The 19,896-nt window shown below is 72.2% G+C and carries 20 protein-coding genes; 18 read left to right on the plus strand and 2 right to left on the minus strand.

Annotation, left to right across the window (positions count from 1 at the left end; all coding sequences use genetic code 11):
* The first annotated feature begins 39 nt into the window (after positions 1-39).
* Positions 40-609 (plus strand): DUF2845 domain-containing protein, encoded by a 570-nt coding sequence (locus tag KB893_RS15810; RefSeq protein ID WP_211927477.1) that lies wholly within the window; start codon positions 40-42, stop codon positions 607-609.
* 82 nt (positions 610-691) lie between these two features.
* On the opposite strand, the gene KB893_RS15815 is transcribed toward KB893_RS15810, so the two are convergent.
* Positions 692-2,725, minus strand: a complete 2,034-nt coding sequence (locus KB893_RS15815) for a 3-hydroxyacyl-CoA dehydrogenase NAD-binding domain-containing protein (RefSeq protein WP_211927476.1) — start codon at positions 2,723-2,725, stop codon at positions 692-694.
* Between the two features lie 214 nt (positions 2,726-2,939).
* Between KB893_RS15815 and rpoE the strand changes: the two genes are divergently transcribed.
* The 10 genes from rpoE (at position 2,940) to recO (ending at position 11,996) form a co-directional block, all read left to right on the plus strand.
* Positions 2,940-3,545 (plus strand): RNA polymerase sigma factor RpoE, encoded by a 606-nt coding sequence (rpoE, locus tag KB893_RS15820; protein WP_211927475.1) that lies wholly within the window; start codon positions 2,940-2,942, stop codon positions 3,543-3,545.
* A gap of 54 nt (positions 3,546-3,599) precedes the next feature.
* Entirely contained in the window at positions 3,600-4,208 is a 609-nt protein-coding gene (locus KB893_RS15825) for a sigma-E factor negative regulatory protein (RefSeq protein WP_213173875.1), read from the plus strand.
* Positions 4,209-4,309: 101 nt separating this feature from the next.
* Positions 4,310-5,716 (plus strand): DegQ family serine endoprotease, encoded by a 1,407-nt coding sequence (locus KB893_RS15830; RefSeq protein ID WP_213173876.1) that lies wholly within the window; start codon positions 4,310-4,312, stop codon positions 5,714-5,716.
* A gap of 129 nt (positions 5,717-5,845) precedes the next feature.
* Positions 5,846-7,639, plus strand: coding sequence for a translation elongation factor 4 (gene lepA, locus KB893_RS15835; protein ID WP_213173883.1), 1,794 nt, complete (start codon positions 5,846-5,848; stop codon positions 7,637-7,639).
* A gap of 85 nt (positions 7,640-7,724) precedes the next feature.
* Positions 7,725-8,534, plus strand: coding sequence for a signal peptidase I (gene lepB, locus KB893_RS15840; RefSeq protein WP_211926352.1), 810 nt, complete (start codon positions 7,725-7,727; stop codon positions 8,532-8,534).
* A 122-nt stretch (positions 8,535-8,656) separates the two neighbouring features.
* The gene (locus KB893_RS15845; RefSeq protein ID WP_211926353.1) at positions 8,657-9,037 is read left to right on the plus strand and encodes a DUF4845 domain-containing protein; all 381 of its coding nucleotides are present in this window, start codon (positions 8,657-8,659) and stop codon (positions 9,035-9,037) included.
* The gene (gene rnc / locus KB893_RS15850) at positions 9,034-9,726 is read left to right on the plus strand and encodes a ribonuclease III (RefSeq protein WP_211926354.1); all 693 of its coding nucleotides are present in this window, start codon (positions 9,034-9,036) and stop codon (positions 9,724-9,726) included. Before KB893_RS15845 ends, rnc begins: the two co-directional genes overlap by 4 nt.
* 103 nt (positions 9,727-9,829) lie before the next feature.
* On the plus strand, positions 9,830-10,738 hold the full coding sequence (era, locus tag KB893_RS15855; RefSeq protein WP_211926355.1) for a GTPase Era: 909 nt from the start codon (positions 9,830-9,832) through the stop codon (positions 10,736-10,738).
* The gene (locus KB893_RS15860) at positions 10,735-11,175 is read left to right on the plus strand and encodes a GFA family protein (protein ID WP_211926356.1); all 441 of its coding nucleotides are present in this window, start codon (positions 10,735-10,737) and stop codon (positions 11,173-11,175) included. The genes era and KB893_RS15860 overlap by 4 nt, the downstream gene beginning before the upstream one ends.
* Positions 11,176-11,258: 83 nt before the next feature.
* Positions 11,259-11,996 (plus strand): DNA repair protein RecO, encoded by a 738-nt coding sequence (recO, locus tag KB893_RS15865; protein WP_211926357.1) that lies wholly within the window; start codon positions 11,259-11,261, stop codon positions 11,994-11,996.
* Here recO and KB893_RS15870 read toward each other — a convergent pair.
* Positions 11,993-12,691 (minus strand): Hpt domain-containing response regulator, encoded by a 699-nt coding sequence (locus tag KB893_RS15870; RefSeq protein ID WP_211926358.1) that lies wholly within the window; start codon positions 12,689-12,691, stop codon positions 11,993-11,995. The two genes, recO and KB893_RS15870, sit on opposite strands and share 4 nt — an antisense overlap.
* Before the next feature lie 39 nt (positions 12,692-12,730).
* Here KB893_RS15870 and KB893_RS15875 point away from each other — a divergent pair, with 39 nt between their 5' ends.
* From KB893_RS15875 to KB893_RS15905, 7 genes are all read left to right on the plus strand, one after another.
* Entirely contained in the window at positions 12,731-14,761 is a 2,031-nt protein-coding gene (locus KB893_RS15875) for an intermembrane phospholipid transport YdbH family protein (RefSeq protein WP_211926359.1), read from the plus strand.
* A gap of 30 nt (positions 14,762-14,791) precedes the next feature.
* The gene (locus KB893_RS15880) at positions 14,792-15,385 is read left to right on the plus strand and encodes a DUF1318 domain-containing protein (RefSeq protein WP_211926360.1); all 594 of its coding nucleotides are present in this window, start codon (positions 14,792-14,794) and stop codon (positions 15,383-15,385) included.
* A 120-nt stretch (positions 15,386-15,505) separates the two neighbouring features.
* A complete protein-coding gene (gene rlmD / locus KB893_RS15885) occupies positions 15,506-16,831 on the plus strand; it encodes a 23S rRNA (uracil(1939)-C(5))-methyltransferase RlmD (RefSeq protein ID WP_211926361.1) in 1,326 nt (441 codons plus the stop codon).
* A 51-nt stretch (positions 16,832-16,882) separates the two neighbouring features.
* Positions 16,883-17,389 (plus strand): CYTH domain-containing protein, encoded by a 507-nt coding sequence (locus tag KB893_RS15890; RefSeq protein ID WP_211926362.1) that lies wholly within the window; start codon positions 16,883-16,885, stop codon positions 17,387-17,389.
* 136 nt (positions 17,390-17,525) lie between these two features.
* Positions 17,526-18,524, plus strand: a complete 999-nt coding sequence (nagZ, locus tag KB893_RS15895) for a beta-N-acetylhexosaminidase (RefSeq protein WP_211926363.1) — start codon at positions 17,526-17,528, stop codon at positions 18,522-18,524.
* A gap of 6 nt (positions 18,525-18,530) precedes the next feature.
* Positions 18,531-19,085, plus strand: a complete 555-nt coding sequence (locus KB893_RS15900; RefSeq protein WP_211926364.1) for a hypoxanthine-guanine phosphoribosyltransferase — start codon at positions 18,531-18,533, stop codon at positions 19,083-19,085.
* A complete protein-coding gene (locus KB893_RS15905) occupies positions 19,082-19,843 on the plus strand; it encodes an S-methyl-5'-thioinosine phosphorylase (RefSeq protein WP_211926365.1) in 762 nt (253 codons plus the stop codon). The genes KB893_RS15900 and KB893_RS15905 overlap by 4 nt, the downstream gene beginning before the upstream one ends.
* Positions 19,844-19,896: the final 53 nt, after the last annotated feature.

Below are 19,896 nucleotides of genomic sequence, written 5' to 3' on the forward strand. Positions count from 1 at the left end.
CGCAGGTCACCAGGGAGGAAGGCAATGATCGGAAAAAGGATGTCGCTGTTGCTGTCCGGCATCGCGTTGGCGTGCGTGGCGGTGCCGGCCGATGCCCAGAGCCTGCGCTGCGGCAATCGCGCGGTGAGCGCCGGGCAGGACGCCTACGAGGTCCGCCGCGCCTGCGGCGAGCCGGCCACGATCGTCAACCGCAGCGAACTCGAGGTCCGCAACGAGTGGGGCCCGAGCGAGACCCGCCGCGAGCGCCGCATCGAGGAATGGATCTACGATCGCGGCGCCGGCGGCATGGTCGACCGACTGACCTTCGTCGACAATCGCCTGACCCGGGTCGAGGCGCTGGCGCACGGCACCGGCGGCGCGGGGCAGGCCTGCGGCGACGCGAGCTTCACCCGCGGCATCGACGAGGCGGTCCTGCTCGCGCGCTGCGGGGAGCCGGTCCAGCGCACCCCGCTCTACGGCGAGACGGTGACCCGTACCGCCGACGGCACCGCGACCCACGTCCCCCTGCGCCGCGAGGAGTGGATCTACGAGCGCGGCGGCGGCCGCCTGCCGCTGCGGGTGCTGCTGGTCGACGGCCGCATCGAGAGGACCGAGACGCTGACGCGCTGACGTCGTTGGCGCTGGAGGCGGTAACGAAGAACGGGCGCCGGTGGCGCCCGTTCTTCGTTGCTGCAGCCGATCGGGGCGCCGGTCAGAGCGCGTCCCAGCCGGGCCGCGGCCGGAAGCGGTCGCCGTAGCGGGCGGCGAGCTGCCCGAGGCGCGCCTCGAGCTTGTCCGCGCCGACGCTGCGGATGTGCTGGATCGGGCCGCCGCGGAACGGCGCGAAGCCGGTGCCGAAGACGACGCCGGCATCGAGCAGGTCGGCATCCGCGACCACGCCGTCGTGCAGGCAGGCGACCGCCTCGTTGAGCAGCGGCAGGATCAGGCGGTCTTCCAGGTCGTCCGGCGCCTGGTAGTCCTTCGGCACCTCGGGCTTCTGCGCCTTGCCGTCCTCCCAGGTGTAGAAGCCCTGGCCGTCCTTGCGCCCGCGCTGCCTGGCGGCGAGCTTCTGCTCGAAGCCGGCCGGGATCTCCAGGCCGAGGAAGGGCGCGAGCACCTCGCCGACGCTGGCGGCCACGTCGAGTCCCACCGTGTCGATCAGCTCGATCGGCCCCATCGGCATGCCGAACTTCTTGGCCGCGCGGTCGATCACCGGGCCCGGGATGCCTTCGCCGTAGGCGCGCGCGGCCTCCATCATGTAGGGCACCAGGATGCGGTTGACCAGGAACCCCGGCGTGCCGGCCACCGGCACCGGCAGCTTCCCGATCGCGCGGCAGAACGCGGCAAGGCGCTTTTCCGTGGTCTCGGCCATGCGCTCGTGGCGGACGATCTCCACCAGCGGCATCAGCGAGACCGGATTGAAGTAGTGCAGGCCGGCGAAGCGGGCCGGATCGGCCAGCGGTTCGCGCAGGTCGTCCAGTGGCAGCGACGAGGTGTTGGACACCAGCAGCGCGTCGGCCTTGAGCGTCTCCTCGACCTTGGCGTAGATCGCCTGCTTGGCGTCCTTCCTCTCGGTGATCGCCTCGATCACCAGGTCGGCGCGCGCCACGCCCTGGCCCTCGACGTCGGCCTGCAGGCGCGCACGGGTCTCCGCGCGCCTGGCGTCGTTCTTGACCTTCCGCTCGTACAGCTTCCCGGCGCGGTCGAGCGCGGGCTGCACGTACTGCATCTCGCGGTCCTGCAGGGTCACCGCGAAGCCCTTGAGCGCGCACCAGGCGGCGATGTCGCCGCCCATGACGCCGGCACCGACCACGTGCACGTGCTCGATGCCGTGCTCCCTGCCGCCCAGGCCCTTGAGCCGCTCCTGCAGGAAGAACACGCGGATCAGGTTGCGCGCCGCCGGCGTGCCGGCGAGCTTGGTCACCGACTTCGCCTCCGCCTTGAGCAACTGGTCGGTGGTGCCGCCGCTGCGCCGCCAGGTCTCGATCAGCGCATACGGTGCCGGGTAGTGCGCCTTCGGCGCCTTGCGCGCGACCTGCTTGACCAGCATCGGCGCCAGCGCCTGCCGCACCGGCCAGCTGTTGGTGACGTCGGCCAGGAAGCGCTGCTTGAGCGGCCGCTGGGTGCCGCGCCGGATCAGCGCCACGGCGGCTTCCACCAGCATCGGCGCCTCGACCACCTTGTCGACCAGGCCGATGTTGCGCGCGGCCTTGGCCGACAGCGCGCGCCCGGTCAGCATCATGTCCATCGCCGCCGGCGCGCCGACCAGGCGCGGCAGGCGCACGCTGCCGCCCCACGCCGGATAGATGCCGAGCTTGGTCTCGGGCAGGCCGATCCGGGTCGACTCGTCGCCCGAGGCCACCCGGTAGCGGCAGGCCAGCGCCATCTCGGTGCCACCACCCATGCAGTGGCCGTGGATGGCGGCGACGGTCGGGCAGGGCAGCTCGGCGAGCTTCTGGAACACCATCTGCCCGCGCCGGATGGCGTCGTAGGTGGTGCCCTTCTCCTCGAACCCCTGGAACTCGCGCACGTCGGCGCCGACCACGAACCCGGCCGCCTTGCCGGAGCGGACGATCACGCCCTTGGGTTTCTCGATCGCGATGCGCTCGATGAGCAGCTGGAGCTCGTCGAGCACGGCCTGGGCGAGCGCATTGACGCCCATGTCGGCGCGGTCGAGCACCAGCTCGACGATGCCGTCGGGGCGCAGCTGCGGCTGCCAGTGCGAGAAGCGGAGGCCGTCGAACATAGCGTCTTCCATCCGTCGGAGTATGGGGGAAAGCCCGTATCATCCCGGCTGCGCTTCGGCGCGGTCAACGCCGCTTCCGGCCGCCGCTCGACGCACTGCGCACGTGGAGTCGGCCACCGTGCGCGGGTCGTGCGTCATACGGCGTGAACTTTTTGCCGCACCGCGGTGTCAATCCACACGGCCGTCGGCCGTCGCTCGAGGAGTGCCGGCCCGGATGGGCGAGAACGAGACCGCAACCGATACCGATCATGTGCTGGTGCAACGAGTCCAGGCGGGCGACAACACCGCGTTCGATCTCCTGGTGCGCAAGTACCAGCACCGCATCGTCGCGCTCGTCGGGCGCTACGTGCACGACTGGAGCGAAGCCCAGGACGTGGCGCAGGACACCTTCATCCGCGCCTATCGCGCGCTGGGGAACTTCCGCGGCGACAGCCAGTTCTACACCTGGCTGTACAAGATCGCGGTCAACACCGCCAAGAACCACCTGGTCAGCAGCAACCGCCGGCCGCCGGCCGAGGACATCGACGCCGGCGACGCGGTCAACTTCGAGTCCGGCGACCGCCTGCGCGTCACCGACACCCCGGAGCACGAGCTGCAGCGGCAGGAAATCGAGCGCGTGGTCGCCGACACCGTCGCCGCGCTGCCCGACGAGCTCCGCGAGGCGATCAACCTGCGCGAGGTCGACGGCCTCAGCTACGAGGAGATCGCGCAGGCGATGGGGTGCCCGATCGGCACCGTGCGTTCGCGCATCTTCCGGGCGCGGGAGGCGATCGACGCGCGCCTGCGGCCGCTCGTCGACGGCGGCATCGGCGCGGACTGAAGCGGCGGATCGTTCCGGATTTCCACTTTCCCTGAATACATGAGCAGCACCCGCATGATCACGGTCGAAGAACAGCTTTCGGTACTCGCCGACGGCGAGCTCGGCAACGACGAGTCGCGTTTCCTGCTGCGGCGCATGAAGCGCGAGCAGGCGCTCCTGCGGCGCTGGGAGCGCTGGCACATCGCCGGTGCGGCCCTGCGTCGCGACCCGCAGCGTGCGCTGCCGGCGGACTTCTCGGCGCGGGTGATGGCAGCGATCGAGGAGGCCAACGCGCCGCTTTCAGTCGGCCGCGGCCGCGGCCGCGGGTTGCGGCACTGGGGCGTCGGCGCGGTCCTGGCGGCATCGGTCGCGGCGGCCGCGGTGTTCGTGGTGCGTCCGCTGGGCGAGAGCGAGGCTCCGGCAGGCGGCTTCGATGCCGCGATCGCCGGTTCCGCGGCGGCCGACGGCATGCGGCCGCTGGTCAACCCGCTGAATCCGGTGCGCCCGGCGATGTCGCCGCTGCCCGGCTCGGAGCTGCTGCCGGTGGCCGTGGGCGATGCCCCGTCCCGGCCCTGGCCCGCGGCCGCGCTCGGCAACGACCCGCTGCACGCGGCCTTCCTGCTGCCCCCGCGCTGGCAGCAGCCCGCCGTCGGCGAGGCCGAGGACGGCGCCGCGCAGCCCTGAGCCCGCGCGGAGCGGAACTCTCCGCGCCGCGGTGACTCCAAGCACCGCCGCGCCTGCTGCCGCGCGGCCCGATCATTCTTCGTACGAGGAAGCGACACTCCATGACTGCGATCCGGCGTTTTTCGTTCGCCTGTGTGCTGTTCCTGTTCGCCGCCGCGGCCAGCGCCGCGACGGTGAACCTGCCCGATTTCTCACCGCTGGTGCGCGACGCCGCTCCGGCGGTGGTCAACATCGAGGCGACCCAGAATCCGTCGGCGATGTCGCGCGGCGGCTACGACGACGAGGAGATGCCCGAGTTCTTCCGTCGCTTCTTCGGCCCCGGCATGCCCACGCCGCCCAGCCGCGGCGGCACCTCGCTGGGATCGGGCTTCATCATCTCCGCCGACGGCTACGTGCTCACCAACCACCACGTGGTCGACGGCGCCGACGACATCACCGTGCGCCTGAACGACCGCCGCGAACTCAGCGCCGAGCTGATCGGCAGCGACCCGCAGTCCGACATCGCCCTGCTCAAGGTCAAGGCGAGCGGCCTGCCGGTGCTCAAGACCGGTCGCTCGCAGGCGCTGCAGCCGGGCCAGTGGGTGATCGCGATCGGCTCGCCCTTCGGCTTCGACCACTCGGTCACCGCGGGCATCGTCAGCGCGACCGGGCGCAGCAATCCCTACGCGCCCGACCAGCAGTACGTGCCCTTCATCCAGTCCGACGTGGCGATCAACCGCGGCAATTCCGGCGGTCCGCTGCTCAACACCAGCGGCGAGGTGGTGGGCATCAACTCGCAGATCTTCTCCAACTCCGGCGGGTGGATGGGCGTGAGCTTCGCGATCCCGATCGACGTCGCCATGAACGCCGTGCAGCAGATCAAGGACACCGGCACCGTCTCGCGCGGCCAGCTCGGCGTGCAGGTGCAGGACATCGACCAGGCCACCGCCAGCGCCCTCGACCTCGAGCTGCCGCGCGGCGCGCTGGTGGTTCAGGTCGAGCCGGGCAGCGCGGCCGACAAGGCCGGCATCGAGGTGCAGGACGTCATCGTCGGCTTCGACGGCCAGGAGGTCGTGCGCTGGAGCGAGCTGCCGCCGCTGGTCGGCGCGGTCGCGCCGGGCAGCCGCGTCGAGGTGGAGGTGATCCGCGCCGGCCGCGAGCGCACGCTCACCGCGGTGCTGGACGCCGTCGGCGGCGACGCCGTGGCCTCCGCCTCGCGGCGAGCGGGAGGCGCCTCGCAGTCGAACCCGCTGGGCGTGGTGGTGCAGGACCTGAGCGCGCAGGAGCGCGCCCAGCTCGGCATCGAGGGCGACGAGGGCGTCGTGGTGGTGCGCGTCGAGCCCCGCGTGGCGCAGCGCACCGACATCCGCCGCGGCGACATCGTGACCCGGGTGGGGCGCGAAACCATCCGCAGCAAGGCCGACTTCGAGGCGGCGGTCGGGGACGCGGACGGCGACGAACCGGTGATGCTGCTGCTGCAGCGCGGCGGCCGCTCGCAGTTCGTCACCGTCACCCCGGCCGGGCACTGAGCCGGAGGCCTCCCGGGCGCTGTCGCGTCCGGGAGGGCGCCGTCGCCGTTGGAGGCGCTCCGGCGGCATGCGACAATGCCGCGTTTTTCACCCTGAACGGCGCCCGCGGTCCCCATGCCCCCTGATTCGATGCGGAACATCCGCAACTTCTCCATCATCGCCCACGTCGACCATGGCAAGTCGACGCTGGCCGACCGCATCATCCAGCTGTGCGGAGGCCTGACCGAGCGCGAGATGGAAGCGCAGGTGCTCGACAACAATCCGATCGAGCGCGAGCGCGGCATCACCATCAAGGCGCAGTCGGTCTCGCTGCCGTACACGGCGCTGGATGGCGAGACCTACCACCTCAACTTCATCGACACCCCCGGCCACGTCGACTTCTCCTATGAGGTCAGCCGCTCGCTCGCCGCCTGCGAGGGCGCGCTGCTGGTGGTCGACGCGGCGCAGGGCGTCGAGGCGCAGTCGGTCGCCAACTGCTACACCGCGGTCGAGCAGGGGCTCGAGGTGGTGCCGGTGCTCAACAAGATCGACCTGCCGACCGCCGACGTCGACCGGGTCAAGGCCGAGATCGAGGCGGTGATCGGCATCGACGCCGCCGACGCGGTGGCAGTGAGCGCCAAGACCGGCCTCAACGTGCGCGAGGTGCTCGAGGCGATCGTCAAGCGCATCCCGCCGCCGGCGCCGCGCGACACCGACAAGCTGCAGGCGCTGATCATCGACTCCTGGTTCGACAACTACCTGGGCGTGGTCATGCTCGTCCGCGTGATGCAGGGCGAGATCAAGGACGGCGACAAGATCCAGGTGATGTCGACCGGCCGCACCCACCAGGTCGACGACGTCGGCATCTTCACCCCGAAGCGGACCAAGACCCGGGCGCTGCGCGCCGGCGAGGTCGGCTGGATCAACGCGTCGATCAAGGACGTGCACGGCGCGCCGGTCGGCGACACCCTGACGCTCGCCGCCGATCCGGCGCCGACCGCGCTGCCCGGCTTCCAGGAGATGCAGCCGCGCGTGTTCGCCGGCCTGTTCCCGGTCGATGCCGAGGACTATCCGGACCTGCGCGAGGCGCTGGAGAAGCTGCGCCTCAACGACGCGGCGCTGCGCTTCGAGCCGGAGAGCTCCGAGGCTATGGGCTTCGGCTTCCGCTGCGGCTTCCTCGGCATGCTGCACATGGAGATCGTGCAGGAGCGCCTGGAGCGGGAGTACAACCTCAACCTGATCACCACCGCGCCGACGGTGATCTACGAGGTGCTGCTCACCGACGGCGAGACGATGCCGCTGGACAACCCGGCCAAGCTGCCGCCGCCGAACAAGGTCGAGGAAGTCCGCGAGCCGATCATCCAGGCCAACATCCTCACCCCCGACGAGTACGTCGGTGCGGTGATCAAGCTGTGCGAGGAGAAGCGCGGCGTCCAGACCAACATCCAGTACCTCGCCAGCCAGGTGCAGATCAGCTACGAGCTGCCGATGGCCGAGGTGGTGCTGGATTTCTTCGACCGCCTGAAGTCGGTCAGCCGCGGCTACGCCTCGCTGGACTACCACTTCCTGCGCTTCGACGCCGGTCCGTTCGTGCGCGTGGACACGCTGATCAACGGCGACAAGGTCGACGCGCTGTCGATCATCACCCACCGCTCGCTGGCCGACCGCCGCGGGCGCGACCTGACCGAGCGCATGAAGGAGCTGATCCCGCGCCAGCAGTTCGACGTCGCCATCCAGGCCGCGATCGGCTCCCAGGTCATCGCCCGCACCACGGTCAAGGCGCTGCGCAAGAACGTGCTGGCCAAGTGCTACGGCGGCGACATCTCGCGCAAGAAGAAGCTTCTCGAGAAGCAGAAGGAAGGCAAGAAGCGCATGAAGCAGGTCGGCCGCGTGGAGATCCCGCAGGAAGCCTTCCTCGCCGTGCTCACGGTGGACAACAAGTAGTCCGCAGGTCTCCGTTCCGCGGTGCCTCCGGCACCGACGGCGGCGGCTGCGGACATCCCGGCAACGGTTTCAACAAGGAATGGCGATGGCCTGGTTCGAGAATGCGCTGGTGCTGCTTTCGGTGGTCACCGGCGTGGTGTGGCTGCTGGATGCGCTGGTGCTGCGCAGGCGCCGGCGCGCGCGCGGCGGCGAGGCGGCGGAGCCGGCGATCGTGGAATATTCGCGCTCGCTGTTCCCGGTGATCTTCGCGGTGCTGATACTGCGCAGTTTCATCGCCGAGCCGTTCCGGATCCCCTCGAACTCGATGATGCCGACGCTGCTGACCGGCGATTTCATCCTGGTCAACAAGTTCGCCTACGGCCTGCGGCTGCCGGTGAGCAAGCAGAAGGTGGTCGAGCTCGGCGAGCCCGAGCGCGGCGACGTGGTGGTGTTCCGCTTCCCCGGCAACGGCCCGAACGACCCGACCAAGGGGGTCGACTACATCAAGCGCGTGGTCGGCCTGCCCGGCGACACCGTCTCCTTCGCCGAGGACCACACCCTGAGCGTGAACGGCAAGCCGGTGACGACGCAGCCGATCGGGCCCTACGAGGGCGCCGGCGCCAGCCGCGACATGGCCGGCGCGCTGGTCAACCGGGTGACCCTCGGCGACCACAGCCATCGCAGCCTGCAGATCTACCGGTACAGCGATCCGCGTCTGGTCGGCACCTGGACGGTGCCGGCTGGGCACTACTTCGCGATGGGCGACAACCGCGACAACAGCGAGGACAGCCGCGTCTGGGGCTTCGTGCCCGAGGAGAACCTGGTCGGCAAGGCCTTCTTCATCTGGCTCAACTGCAAGGGCTGGTTCTGCTCGGAAGGATTTGATGCGTCGCGGATCGGGGATACGATTCGCTGAACGGCGCCGGGCCCGCGTGGGGGGCGGACCGCGACGATGGGGCGCCGCCCGCGAGGGCGGCCGGAAACGACTTCAAGGACCGTGCGCAAGCGACGCATCCGGTCCGCAGGGGAGAGCAAGACATGTCCAGGAAAGAACGCGGCCTGACGCTGCTGGGGTTCCTCATCGTGCTGGTCGTCGTGGGCTTCTTCGCCTACGTCGGCATGCGCCTGTTTCCGGTCTACTCCGAGTACTACTCGGTGGTCTCGGCGATGAAGGGCGTCGCCAACGAGCCGGGTGCGGCGAGCATGGATCCGGCACGGATCCGCGACCTGCTGGCGCGCCGCTTCGACATCTCCTACGTCGACAGCGTCAAGCCGCAGAACATCAAGATCGTGCGCAGCGGCAACGGCTACAGCCTCAACATCAAGTACGAGGTGCGGCGGCCGCTGATCTACAACCTCGATTTCATCGCGAGCTTCGACAAGACCGTCGACCTCGTGCGCGGCGGGCAGGTGGATTGAGCGACCCGCGCACCAGTTTCGGCCATGCGTTTTCCGATGCGGGCCTGATCGAGCAGGCGCTGACCCATCGCAGCGCGGCGGGCCGGCACAACGAGCGGCTCGAGTTCCTCGGCGACGCGTTGCTCAACATGATCATCGCCGAGGCGCTGTTCGCGCGCTGGCCCAGGGCCGACGAGGGCGCGATGACCCGCGCGCGCGCGCAGCTGGTCCGCGAGGCGACCCTGGCGACGCTGGCGCGCGGGATGGACGTCGGCGCCCGGCTCGCGCTGGGCCCGGGGGAGATGAAGAGCGGCGGGCACCGCCGCGACTCGATCCTCGCCGACGCGCTGGAGGCGATCATCGCCGCGATCTACCTCGACGCCGGGTTCGACACCTGCCGCCGGGTCGTGCTCGACTGGTACGCGCCGCTGCTGGCCGAGCTGGTGGTGGGAAAGGTGGAGAAGGACGCCAAGACCCGCCTGCAGGAATGGCTGCAGGGCCGCGGCAGGCCGCTGCCGGTGTACTCGCTGGTCGACGCGGTCGGCGACGAGCACGACAAGGTCTTCCACGTGCTGTGCGAACTCGCCGACCCGCCGGACAGCGCGCCGGGCCAGGGCAGCTCGCGCCGTGCCGCCGAGCAGGCCGCCGCCGCGGTCCTGCTGGCGCGTCACGAGGGCCGCAGGAAATCCGGCGCCGGCGCCGGGAGCTGAGCGCCCGCATCCACCGGCGCGGGCGCGCGCCGCGGCAGTCGTGGCTGGCCTCCGCACCGATCCGGCGACCGCGCAAGGCCCGCTCGCGGGATAGAATCGGCCGGTGAACAGTCTTCCCGAACTCCCCCCGCACCGCGCGGGCCTCGTCGCCGTCGTCGGCCGTCCCAACGTCGGCAAGTCCACCCTCGTCAACGCCCTGGTCGGGGCCAAGGTCAGCATCGTCTCGCCGCGTCCGCAGACGACGCGGCACCGCCTGCTGGGCATCGCGACCTTCCAGGACGGCCAGATCCTGCTGGTCGACACGCCCGGCCTGCACAGCGACAGCAGGCGGGCGATGAACCGCTACATGAACCGCGCCGCGCGCGGCGCGCTGGCCGAGGTCCAGGCGGCGATGCTGGTGATCGAGGCCGGCCAGTGGCGCGAGGAGGACGAGGCCGCCTACCAGGTGCTCGCCGAGGCCCGCGTGCCCTGCGTGCTGGTGATCAACAAGACCGACAAGGTCAAGGAGAAGGGCAGCCTGCTGCCCTTCATCGCCAAGGTGACCGGCGGCCGCGAATTCGCCGCGGTGCACCCGATCGCCGCGCGCCGCCAGGACGGACTGCGGCCACTGGTGGCCAGCGTGCTGGCGCAGCTTCCGGAGTCGCCGCCGCTCTACGGTGAGGACGAGATCACCGACCGCAGCGAGCGCTTCCTGGCCGGCGAGCTGGTCCGCGAGCAGCTCATGCTGCGCCTGGGCGAGGAGGTGCCGTACTCGACGACCGTCGAGATCGAGCGCTTCGAGGAGGACGGCAACCTGCTGCGCATCGGCGCGGTGATCTGGGTCGAGCGCGACGGGCAGAAGCCGATCGTGATCGGCAAGGGCGGCGAGCGCCTGCGCGAGATCGGCAGCAGCGCGCGGCGGGCGATGGAGCACCTGTTCGGGCGCAAGGTCTTCCTCGAGACCTGGTGCCGGGTGCGCGAGGGCTGGTCCGACGACGAAGCCGCGCTCAAGCAGTTCGGCTACGCGGAGTGAGCGCGGCGGAGGTCGTCCGCGCCACCGGCGGCTGCCTCTGCGGCGCCGTGCGCCTGGTGGCGCCGCAGGTCTCGCTGCACGTCGACGCCTGCCACTGCGCCATGTGCCGGCGTTGGTCGGGCGGGCCGCTGATGGCGGTCGACTGCGGCACCGCGCTGGAGATCGAGGGCGTCGAGCACGTCACCGTGTACGACTCCTCGGACTGGGCGCAGCGCGGCTTCTGCGCCCGCTGCGGCACGCACCTGTTCTTCCGCATGCGCGAGGGCGGCGGCCATTTCGTTCCGGTCGGCGCGCTCGACGAGCCGGAGGGCCTGCGCTTCACCACGCCGATCTTCATCGACAGCAAGCCCGGCTACTACCGCTTCGCCGACGAGACCCGGACCATGACCGGCGCCGAGGTCATGGCGGCCTTCGCCGGCACCCCGCCGAACCCCTAGGAGCGGCTTCGGCCGCGATCGGACTCGCCCGCCGGTTCGGCGGCGTCGCTCGAAGCCTTCCGGTCGCGCCCCATCCCGTGCCCATGCGCGTCGAAGCCCAGCCCGCCTTCATCCTCCACGCCACGGCGTACCGCGAGACCAGCCTGCTGGTGGAGGCGCTGACCCGCGACCACGGCCGCGTCGGCCTGATCGCGCGCGGCGTGCGCGGCGCGAAGCGCCAGCCGCTGCGCGCGGCGCTGCAGCCGCTGCAGGCGGTCCTGCTCGACTACGCGCAGAAGGGCGAACTCGCCACGCTCGCCCGCGCCGAACCCGTCGCGCCGCTGCCGGCGCCCGCGGGCGAGGCGCTGCTGGCCGGCTTCTACCTGAGCGAGCTGGTGCTGCGCCTGGCCCCGCGCAACGACGCGGTGCCGGACGTCTTCGACCTGTTCGCAACCACGCTGGCGGCGCTGTCGGACCCGCACGTGCGCCTGGCCTGGAGCCTGCGCCGCTTCGAGCGCGACCTGCTCGACGCGCTGGGTTACGGCCTGCCGCTGACCGAGGACGCCGCCGGGCTCGCCGTCGACCCGCAGGCGCGCTACCGCCTGGACCCGGAGCAGGGACCGGTCCGCGAACCGCGACCGGTGGTGCGTTCGGTGCCCGGCACGGCGCTGCTGGCGCTGGCTGCCGACCGCGAGCCCGATGCCGCCGGGCTGCGTGCGCTGCGCGACGCGTTGCGCGAGGTCATCGCGCACCATCTCGGCCCGCGCGGACTGAAATCCTGGGGCATGCCCGGGGAGTTCGCGCGGCTGCTGCCGCCGGGCCCGGCACCCGACGGACCCTAGCCGGCCGCCGCCGACGCCGGCTCCCCGGCGGCGGCGAGGGTGTCGGCCACGGCCGCGGCGAACGCGGCGCGTGCCGCGGCATCGCCCGGTGCTGCGCCGAGCGTCCGCACCGCCGCCCGCAGGCGGCTGGCGCCGACGAAGCCGCAGCCGGATGTGAGCCTGTGCAGCTGTGCACAGGCGCCGGCGACATCGTCCTCCTCCAGCCTCCGCGAGACGTCCGCCGCCTGCGCGGGCAGTTCCGCGAGGAACAGCGCGCGCAGGGCGCGCACCGTGTCGGCGCGTCCGCCCGCGACGGCCAGGGCACCCGTCTCGTCCCAGACCGCACCGGCGCCGAGACAGGTCCGCACCGCGGCATGCAGTGCCTCCACCGCGATCGGTTTCGGCAGGACCCGCGCGAAGCCGGCCGCGCGCAGCCGCTCGGCCCGCGTGGGCAGGGGATCCGCGGTCAGCGCCAGCGCGGGCGTGGCCGGCCACCGCGTCCGCAGCTCCGCCAGCAGCGACTCGCCGTCGCCGTCGGGCAGGTTGGCGTCGATCAGCCACAGTGCGTACTGGCGTTCCGCCGCGGCTCGCGCGCCGGCGGCGTCGGGCGCGGCGTCGACCTCGGCGGGCAGCGTCTTCAGCGCCTGGACAAGGAAGCGGCGGCTTACCGGGTCGTCCTCGACCAGCAGCAGGCAGGCGCGGGATGGCTGATGCATCACGAATCCATTCGAGTTGCGGCGGCTATGCTCCCGAGGATGCTGCGCGTCCCCATCCTCCGCAAGCTGTGCATCGTCCTGATCGGCATGGCCTGCGCGCCGGCGCTGGTGCCGGCGGTGGGCGCACGCGTGCTGACTGCGACGGTCGAACGGATCGAGACGCCGCTGGCGACCGCCGAGGGCGTCGACCTGCGGCTGGAGTGGCCGGACGCCGCCGACGAGGGGCAGCTCGTGCTCGGCATCGGCGCGCTCGCGGCGGCGGACTTCGGCCAGCGCTTCCGCGACCTGCGCTGGCGCTGCTCCCTGCGCCGCGTCGAGGCGGGCTGGGCGTGCGCAGGCGGGGTCGCAGCGGGAGGGGCCGCGCCGAGGTCGACCCTGGCGCTGCGCATCACCGACGCCGAGCTGCGGGCCGAGCTCGCCGACGACGGCAGCGGCCTCACCCTGCTGCAGGAGGACGGGCGCCCGGAGGTGTGGACCCTGCTTGCGCAGCGCGTCCCGGTGGCCTGGATCGACGGCTTCCTCAGGACGCTGTGGGAGGACGGGCGCTACGGCGCGGGCACGATCGACGGCAGCGTCGCCGTGGACGTGTCGGGAGATGCGACGGCGGTCGAGGCCGACCTCGACATCGTCGGCTTCGGCTTCGACACGCCCGACGGCACCGTCGCCGCCGAAGGCGTCGACGCGCACCTCGGCCTCGACTATCTCGCCGCGCCGCAGCCGCGCCTCGCGCTCGACGGCGCACTGCGCGGCGGCGAACTGCTGGCGGACGCCTTCTACGTCGCGCTCCCCGAGTCGCCGGTGGCCGTCGCACTGGAAGGGCGCGGACGCCCCGGCGGCGGCTGGCGCTTCGACCGCATCGACTGGGACGACGGCCGCGCACTCGATGCACAGGCGTCGCTGACGCTGTCGGCCGGGGGCGGCATCGAGGCGCTGGACCTCGCCGCCGACAGCCGCCACCTTGCCACCGCGGGGCCGCGCTATCTCGACGGCCCGCTCGGTCTGGTCGGCCTTTCGGGCCTGGTCCTCAACGGCGGCGCGCACGCGCGGCTCGCGATGGATGCACGGGGCCCGACCGCGTTCTCGCTGCGGCTGGACGACGTCGGCGCGGGGCATCCGGAAGGCCGTTTCGGCTCCGACGGCCTGGACGGGCGGGTGGCGTGGTCGGCCGGCGCCGAGGTCCGCAGCGAGCTGCGCTGGCGCGGCGTCGGCATCCACGGCATCCCCGTCCTGGCCGCGCGCCTGCCGCTGGTCAGCCGCGACGGGACGATCGCGCTGGCCGAGCCGGTGCCGATGCCGGCGCTCGGCGGGGTCCTGCGCCTGGAGACCCTGAGCTTCACCCCACCCCTGCGCGGGCGCGACAGCGCCGGCAACTTCGCCTTCGACCTCGACGGCCTCGACATCGCCCAGCTCGCGAAGTGGCTGGACTGGCCGCCGTTCACCGGCCGCCTCGACGGTCACATCCCCGGCATGCGCTATGCCGACGGCCGGCTCGACTTCGACGGCGGCCTGCGTTTCGAACTCTTCGATGGCGTGGTGGACGTGCGCCAGCTGTCGATGGAGCGCCCGTTCGGCGTGGCGCCGACGCTGTCGGCCGACGTGACCATCGACGGCCTCGACCTGCCGTCGCTCACCGGCGTATTCGGCTTCGGCGAGATCACCGGCAAGCTCGACGGCCGCATCGGCGATCTGCGCCTGGTCGACTGGACGGTCGAAGCCTTCGACGCCGAACTCCACACCGATCCCGCCTGGCGCGGCGAACGCCGCATCAGCCAGCGCGCGGTGCAGGACCTCACCAGCGTCGGCGGGAGCGGCATCGGCGGCGGCCTGCAGGGCATGGCGCTGGGTCTGTTCCAGGACTTCGGCTACCGCCGCATCAGCATCCGCTGCCGCCTGGCCAACGACGTGTGCCGGATGGACGGCCTCGAACCCCAGGACGGCGGCTACACCATCGTCGAGGGCGCCGGGCTGCCGCACCTCACGGTGGTGGGCTTCCGGCGCAGGGTCGACTGGCCGACCCTGGTGGAGCGGCTGCAGGTCGCCACCGAGGGGCAGGCGCCGGTGATCGACTAAGCTAGCCGCTTTCCATCCGTGGTATCGACGATGCGCAGACTGCTGGCCATCCTCCTGTTCCCGGCGCTGGTGCTGACCGCCTGCGTCACCATCAACGTGTACTTCCCCGCGGCCGAGGTGGAGCAGGCGGCGCGCGAGTTCGTCGACGACGTGATCGGCAACGACGAGGCCGCGCCGGTCGAGGACGCGGGCCCCGGCGGCAGCGCCTGGGTGCCGCGGTTCGATCCGAACCCGGTGTCCTGGTTCATCGGCACGGCGCATGCGCAGGCGGCCGACATCACGCTGCGGACGCCGGCGATCGAGGCGATCCGTACCCGCATGCGCGACCGCTTCCGCAGCACCTTCCTGCCGGCGCTGGAGTCGGGCGCGATCGGCATCGCCCGCGACGGCGGCATCGTGATGCGCGATGCCTCCAAGGTCTCGCTGCGCGACCGCGCCGCGCTCAACCAGGCCATCGCCGACAGCGAGCGCGACCGCAGGGCGCTGTACCGCGAGGTCGCGGTGGCCAACGGCCATCCCGAGTGGGAGGCCCAGGTCCGCGAGACCTTCGCCCGCGAGTGGCGCACGCGCGCCCGTAGCGGCTGGTGGGTGCAGGACGGCTCGGGCAACTGGTCGCAGAAGTAGGGCAACGCGACCCCGCGGCGCTTTCGGCGGCAGGTGCGGTGCGGTTCTCGCGCGCCGCGCTCGCCCGGGCTGCGCCGGTCTGCGACAATCGCGCCCCTTTTTCGCCAGCCGCAGCCCGCCGTGTCGCGTCGCAACCGCAATCGCCAGCCCACCGAGACCGAAGTCGAGATCGTCGACCTGAGCCATGACGGCCGCGGCGTCGCCCGCCGCGAGGGCAAGGCGATGTTCGTCAGCGGTGCGCTGCCGGGCGAGCGCGTGCGCGTGCGCCAGACCGGGCGCAACCGCCATTTCGACGAGGGCGTGACGCTCGAGGTGCTGAGCGCCGCGCCGGAGCGCGTGGTCCCGCGCTGCCCGCACTTCGGCGTGTGCTCGGGCTGCGTGCTGCAGCACCTCGATGGCGCCAGGCAGATCGAGGCCAAGCAGCGCACGCTGCTGGAGAACTTCGAGCGCATCGGCCACGTGCGCCCGGAACGGGTGCTGCCCGCGCTCACCGCCGAGAGCTGGGGCTACCGGCGCAAGGGCCGGTTCTCCGTGCGCTGGGTGGAGAAGAAGGGCAAGGTGCTGGTCGGCTTCCGCGAGCTCGACCCGCGCTTCGTCGCCGACCTCGTCGAGTGCCACACCGTGGTGCCGGAGATCGCCGCGATCATCCCGGCGCTGTCGGCGCTGGTCGAGTCGCTGGAGGCGAAGCGCGAGATCCCGCAGATCGAGTTCGTCGCCGGCGATGCCGCACGCGCGCTGACCGTCCGCCATCTCGTGCCGCTGTCGGACGCCGACCGTGCCGCGCTGGCCGCCTTCGGCCAGGCGCAGGACTTCGCCATCTACCTGCAGCCCAAGGGCCCCGACTCGGTGCTGCCGCTGTGGCCGGAGCAGGGTGTGCACCTGGATTTCGGCGTCGACGACAGCGACCTCAGGCTCGCGTTCAAGCCGCTGGACTTCATCCAGGTCAACGCCAGGCTCAACCGCGCGATGATCGCGCACGCGCTGGACCTGCTCGACCCGAGGCCCGACGACCGCGTGCTGGACCTGTTCTGCGGCCTCGGTAACTTCACCCTGCCGCTGGCGCGCCGCGTGACGCAGGTGGTCGGGGTCGAGGGTGACCCGGCGCTGGTGCGGCATGCGCGGGAGAACGCCGCGGCCAACGGCGTCGCCAACGCCGAGTTCCACGCCGCCGACCTGACCCAGGACCTGCGCGGCGAGCCGTGGGCGCGCGGCGGCTTCGACACCCTGCTGCTGGATCCGCCACGCTCCGGCGCCGAGGCGGTGCTCGAGCGCCTGCCGCTGAAGGACATCGGCCGCATCGTCTACGTGAGCTGCCATCCCGGCTCGCTCGCGCGCGATGCCGGCTTCCTGGTCCGCGAGCGCGGCTACCGCCTGGTCGCCGCCGGAGTGATGGACATGTTCCCGCACACCGCGCACGTCGAGTCGATCGCGTTGTTCGAGCGCTGATCGCCGCGGCGGGGGATGCGACAATCCCGCCTTTCCGACCGAGCGCCCGCGATGCCCCTCGAGATCGAACGCAAGTTCCTGGTCACCTCCGATGCCTGGCGCGCCACTGCGCGCGACGTGGTGCGCATGGCGCAGGGCTACATCAACGATCAGGCGGCGATGGACACCGGCCGCCAGCGCGCCTCGGTGCGGGTGCGCGTCGCCGGCGACGCGGCCTTCCTGAACCTGAAATCGCGCGAGCTCGGCCACACCCGGCAGGAGTTCGAGTACCCGATCCCGGTGGCCGACGCCGAGGCGCTGCTGGCGCTGTGCGTGGGCGGGCGCATCGAGAAGTGCCGGCATCACGTCGAGGTCGGGGGACGGCTGTGGGAGGTCGACGAATTCCTCGGCGACAACGCCGGGCTGGTGGTGGCCGAGATCGAGCTCGAGGACGCCGGCGCGCCCTTCGAACGCCCCGCCTGGCTCGGCGCCGAGGTCACCGACGAGAGCCGCTACTACAACCTCGCGCTGGCCTCGCGTCCGTACCGCGCGTGGAGCGACCTGGAGAAGCGCGCATGAGCCACCCGTCGGGCACCGTAGGAGCGGCTTCAGCCCCGACCGGGCGGCGCCGGGATCCGTGGCAGCCGGTCGCGGCTGAAGCCGCTCCTACGGACGCGCGGTCCGCGACGGGCACGGCATCCAGGGGAGGTCGGACATGCTCGTGATCGGCGTCGCCGGCACCGAACTCGGCGCGGCCGAGCGCGACTGGATCGCGCACCCGGCGGTGTCGGGGGTGATCCTGTTCAAGCGCAATTTCGCCTCGCGGGCGCAGGTGACGGAGCTCGCGGCGGCGATCCGCGCGGCCTCGCCACGCCCGCAGCTGCTGTGCGTCGACCAGGAGGGCGGCCGCGTGCAGCGCTTCCGCGATGGCTTCGCCGCATTGCCGCCGCTGGCCGAGCTCGGGGCGCTGCATGCGCGCGATGCCAATGCGGCCCTGCACCTGGCCGAGGAGCATGCCTGGCTGATGGCCAGCGAGATCCGCGGCATCGGCATGGACCTGAGCTTCGCGCCGGTGGTCGACCTCGGCCGCGGCAACCGCGCCATCGGCGACCGCGCCTTCGACGCCGATCCGCAGGTCGTGTCGGCGCTGACCGCCGCCTACGTGCGCGGCATGCACGCCGCCGGCATGGCGGCGACGCTCAAGCATTTTCCCGGCCACGGCTCGGTGCTGGAGGACACGCACTTCGACGCCGCGACCGACCCGCGCGCGCTCGGGATCCTGCGCACCGAGGACCTGCAGCCCTTCGCCGCGGGCATCGCCGCCGGCGCCGAGGCGGTGATGCTGGCCCACGTGAGCTACCCGGCGGTCGCGCCCGAGCCGGCCGGCTACGCGCCGCAGTGGCTCGAGATCCTGCGCGGCGAGATGGGCTTCGCCGGCGTCGCGTTCTCCGACGACATCGGCATGGCCGCGGCGCACTCGGCCGGCGGCGTCGCCGCGCGGATCGACGCCCACCTCGACGCCGGCTGCGACCTCGTGCTGGTCTGCCATCCCGAGCTGGTTCCGGATTCGCTCGCGGCGGTCGCCGGCCGCGGCCGGCGCTTCGAGCCGGCGCCGCTGCTCGGCCGGCCCGCGCCCGCCTGGGATGCGCTCGCCGCCGGCACCCGCCACGCCGAGGCGCGCGCGCGCTTCGCCGCTTCCTCCATGCACAGCTGAGGCCCCATGGACCACGACATCAAGGACGCGCTCGCGCGTGCCGACCTCCTGTTCGACCGCGCGGCGGTGGAAGCCGCCATCGCCCGCATGGGCGCCGAGATCGCCCGCGACTATGCCGGCGACCGGCCGCTGTTCCTCACCGTCATGAACGGCGCGCTGCCCTTCGCCGGCCTGCTCGCGCTGGCGGTGGGCGAGGGCGCGGACCTGCAGCTCGACTACGTGCACGCCACCCGCTACCGCGGCGCCACCTCGGGCGGCGAACTGCACTGGCTGCATCGCCCCGCCAGCCCGATGGCCGGCCGCCGCGTGCTCCTGGTCGACGACATCCTCGACGAGGGACACACCCTCGACGGGATCCGCCGCTGGTGCCTGGCCGAGGGCGCCGCCGAGGTGCGGATCGCGGCGATGACGGTGAAGGCCCACGACCGCGCGGTCGCCGGCGTCGCCGCCGACTACGTCGGCATCGAGGTGCCGGACCGCTACGTATTCGGCTTCGGCATGGACTACCACGAGCAGGGCCGCAACCTGCCCGGCATCTATGCACTGAGGGACACGCCATGAGCAGCGAACCGATCGCGCTGGCCGTCATCGGCGGCACCGGGCTGTATCGCCTGGCCGGCCTGGAGGATGCCGAGGCGGTGCTGCACGCCACGCCCTACGGCGACCCCTCAGGCGCCGCGCGCGTCGGCCGCTTCGCCGGCCGCCGCGTCGCCTTCCTCGCCCGTCACGGCGAGGGCCATGCCCTGCCGCCGCACCGGGTGAACTACCGGGCCAACCTGTGGCTGCTGCAGGAGCTCGGCGTCGGGCGCGTGGTCGCGGTCAATTCGGTCGGCGGCATCACCGACGCCTACGGCCCGCGCGCGATCGGCGTCCCCGACCAGCTCATCGACTACACCCAGGGGCGCGTGTCGAGCTTCAGCGACATGCCCGGTGCCGAGGTGCGCCACGTCGACTTCGGCGAGCCCTACAGCCGCGGCCTGCGCCAGGCGCTGCTCGAGGCCGCCCGCGCGGCCGGCGCCGAACCGGTCGACGGGGGCGTCTACGGCTGCACCGAGGGTCCGCGCCTGGAGACCCGCGCCGAGATCGCGCGCATGCGCCGCGATGGTTGCGACCTCGTCGGCATGACCGGCATGCCCGAGGCGGTGCTCGCGCGCGAGCTCGGCCTGGACTACGCCTGCCTGGCCCTGGTGGCGAACTGGGCCGCCGGCTGCGGCCCCGCGCCCGAGGTCGAGATCACCATGGCCGACGTGCTCGCCAACATGGAGGCCGCCATCGCGCCGCTGCCCGCCGTTCTCGAACGCCTGCTCGCGGCGCGCTGAGCCGGGCGCCTGTTGCGATGGGATTCAGAGCCTGTTAATACTCGGGCCGCCGC

It is taken from the genome of Coralloluteibacterium stylophorae (genome assembly GCF_018122625.2).
GTDB lineage: Bacteria > Pseudomonadota > Gammaproteobacteria > Xanthomonadales > Xanthomonadaceae > Coralloluteibacterium > Coralloluteibacterium stylophorae.

Bases quoted from the DNA above. Each gene is read 5' to 3' on its own strand.
- KB893_RS15810 (WP_211927477.1), top strand. From the start codon at position 40: ATGTCGCTGTTGCTGTCCGGCATCGCGTTGGCGTGCGTGGCGGTGCCG.
- KB893_RS15815 (WP_211927476.1), bottom strand. From the start codon at position 2,725: ATGTTCGACGGCCTCCGCTTCTCGCACTGGCAGCCGCAGCTGCGCCCC.
- rpoE (WP_211927475.1), top strand. From the start codon at position 2,940: ATGGGCGAGAACGAGACCGCAACCGATACCGATCATGTGCTGGTGCAA.
- KB893_RS15825 (WP_213173875.1), top strand. From the start codon at position 3,600: ATGATCACGGTCGAAGAACAGCTTTCGGTACTCGCCGACGGCGAGCTC.
- KB893_RS15830 (WP_213173876.1), top strand. From the start codon at position 4,310: ATGACTGCGATCCGGCGTTTTTCGTTCGCCTGTGTGCTGTTCCTGTTC.
- lepA (WP_213173883.1), top strand. From the start codon at position 5,846: ATGCGGAACATCCGCAACTTCTCCATCATCGCCCACGTCGACCATGGC.
- lepB (WP_211926352.1), top strand. From the start codon at position 7,725: ATGGCCTGGTTCGAGAATGCGCTGGTGCTGCTTTCGGTGGTCACCGGC.
- KB893_RS15845 (WP_211926353.1), top strand. From the start codon at position 8,657: ATGTCCAGGAAAGAACGCGGCCTGACGCTGCTGGGGTTCCTCATCGTG.
- recO (WP_211926357.1), top strand. From the start codon at position 11,259: ATGCGCGTCGAAGCCCAGCCCGCCTTCATCCTCCACGCCACGGCGTAC.
- KB893_RS15870 (WP_211926358.1), bottom strand. From the start codon at position 12,691: ATGCATCAGCCATCCCGCGCCTGCCTGCTGCTGGTCGAGGACGACCCG.
- KB893_RS15875 (WP_211926359.1), top strand. From the start codon at position 12,731: ATGCTGCGCGTCCCCATCCTCCGCAAGCTGTGCATCGTCCTGATCGGC.
- KB893_RS15880 (WP_211926360.1), top strand. From the start codon at position 14,792: ATGCGCAGACTGCTGGCCATCCTCCTGTTCCCGGCGCTGGTGCTGACC.
- KB893_RS15890 (WP_211926362.1), top strand. From the start codon at position 16,883: ATGCCCCTCGAGATCGAACGCAAGTTCCTGGTCACCTCCGATGCCTGG.
- nagZ (WP_211926363.1), top strand. From the start codon at position 17,526: ATGCTCGTGATCGGCGTCGCCGGCACCGAACTCGGCGCGGCCGAGCGC.
- KB893_RS15900 (WP_211926364.1), top strand. From the start codon at position 18,531: ATGGACCACGACATCAAGGACGCGCTCGCGCGTGCCGACCTCCTGTTC.
- KB893_RS15905 (WP_211926365.1), top strand. From the start codon at position 19,082: ATGAGCAGCGAACCGATCGCGCTGGCCGTCATCGGCGGCACCGGGCTG.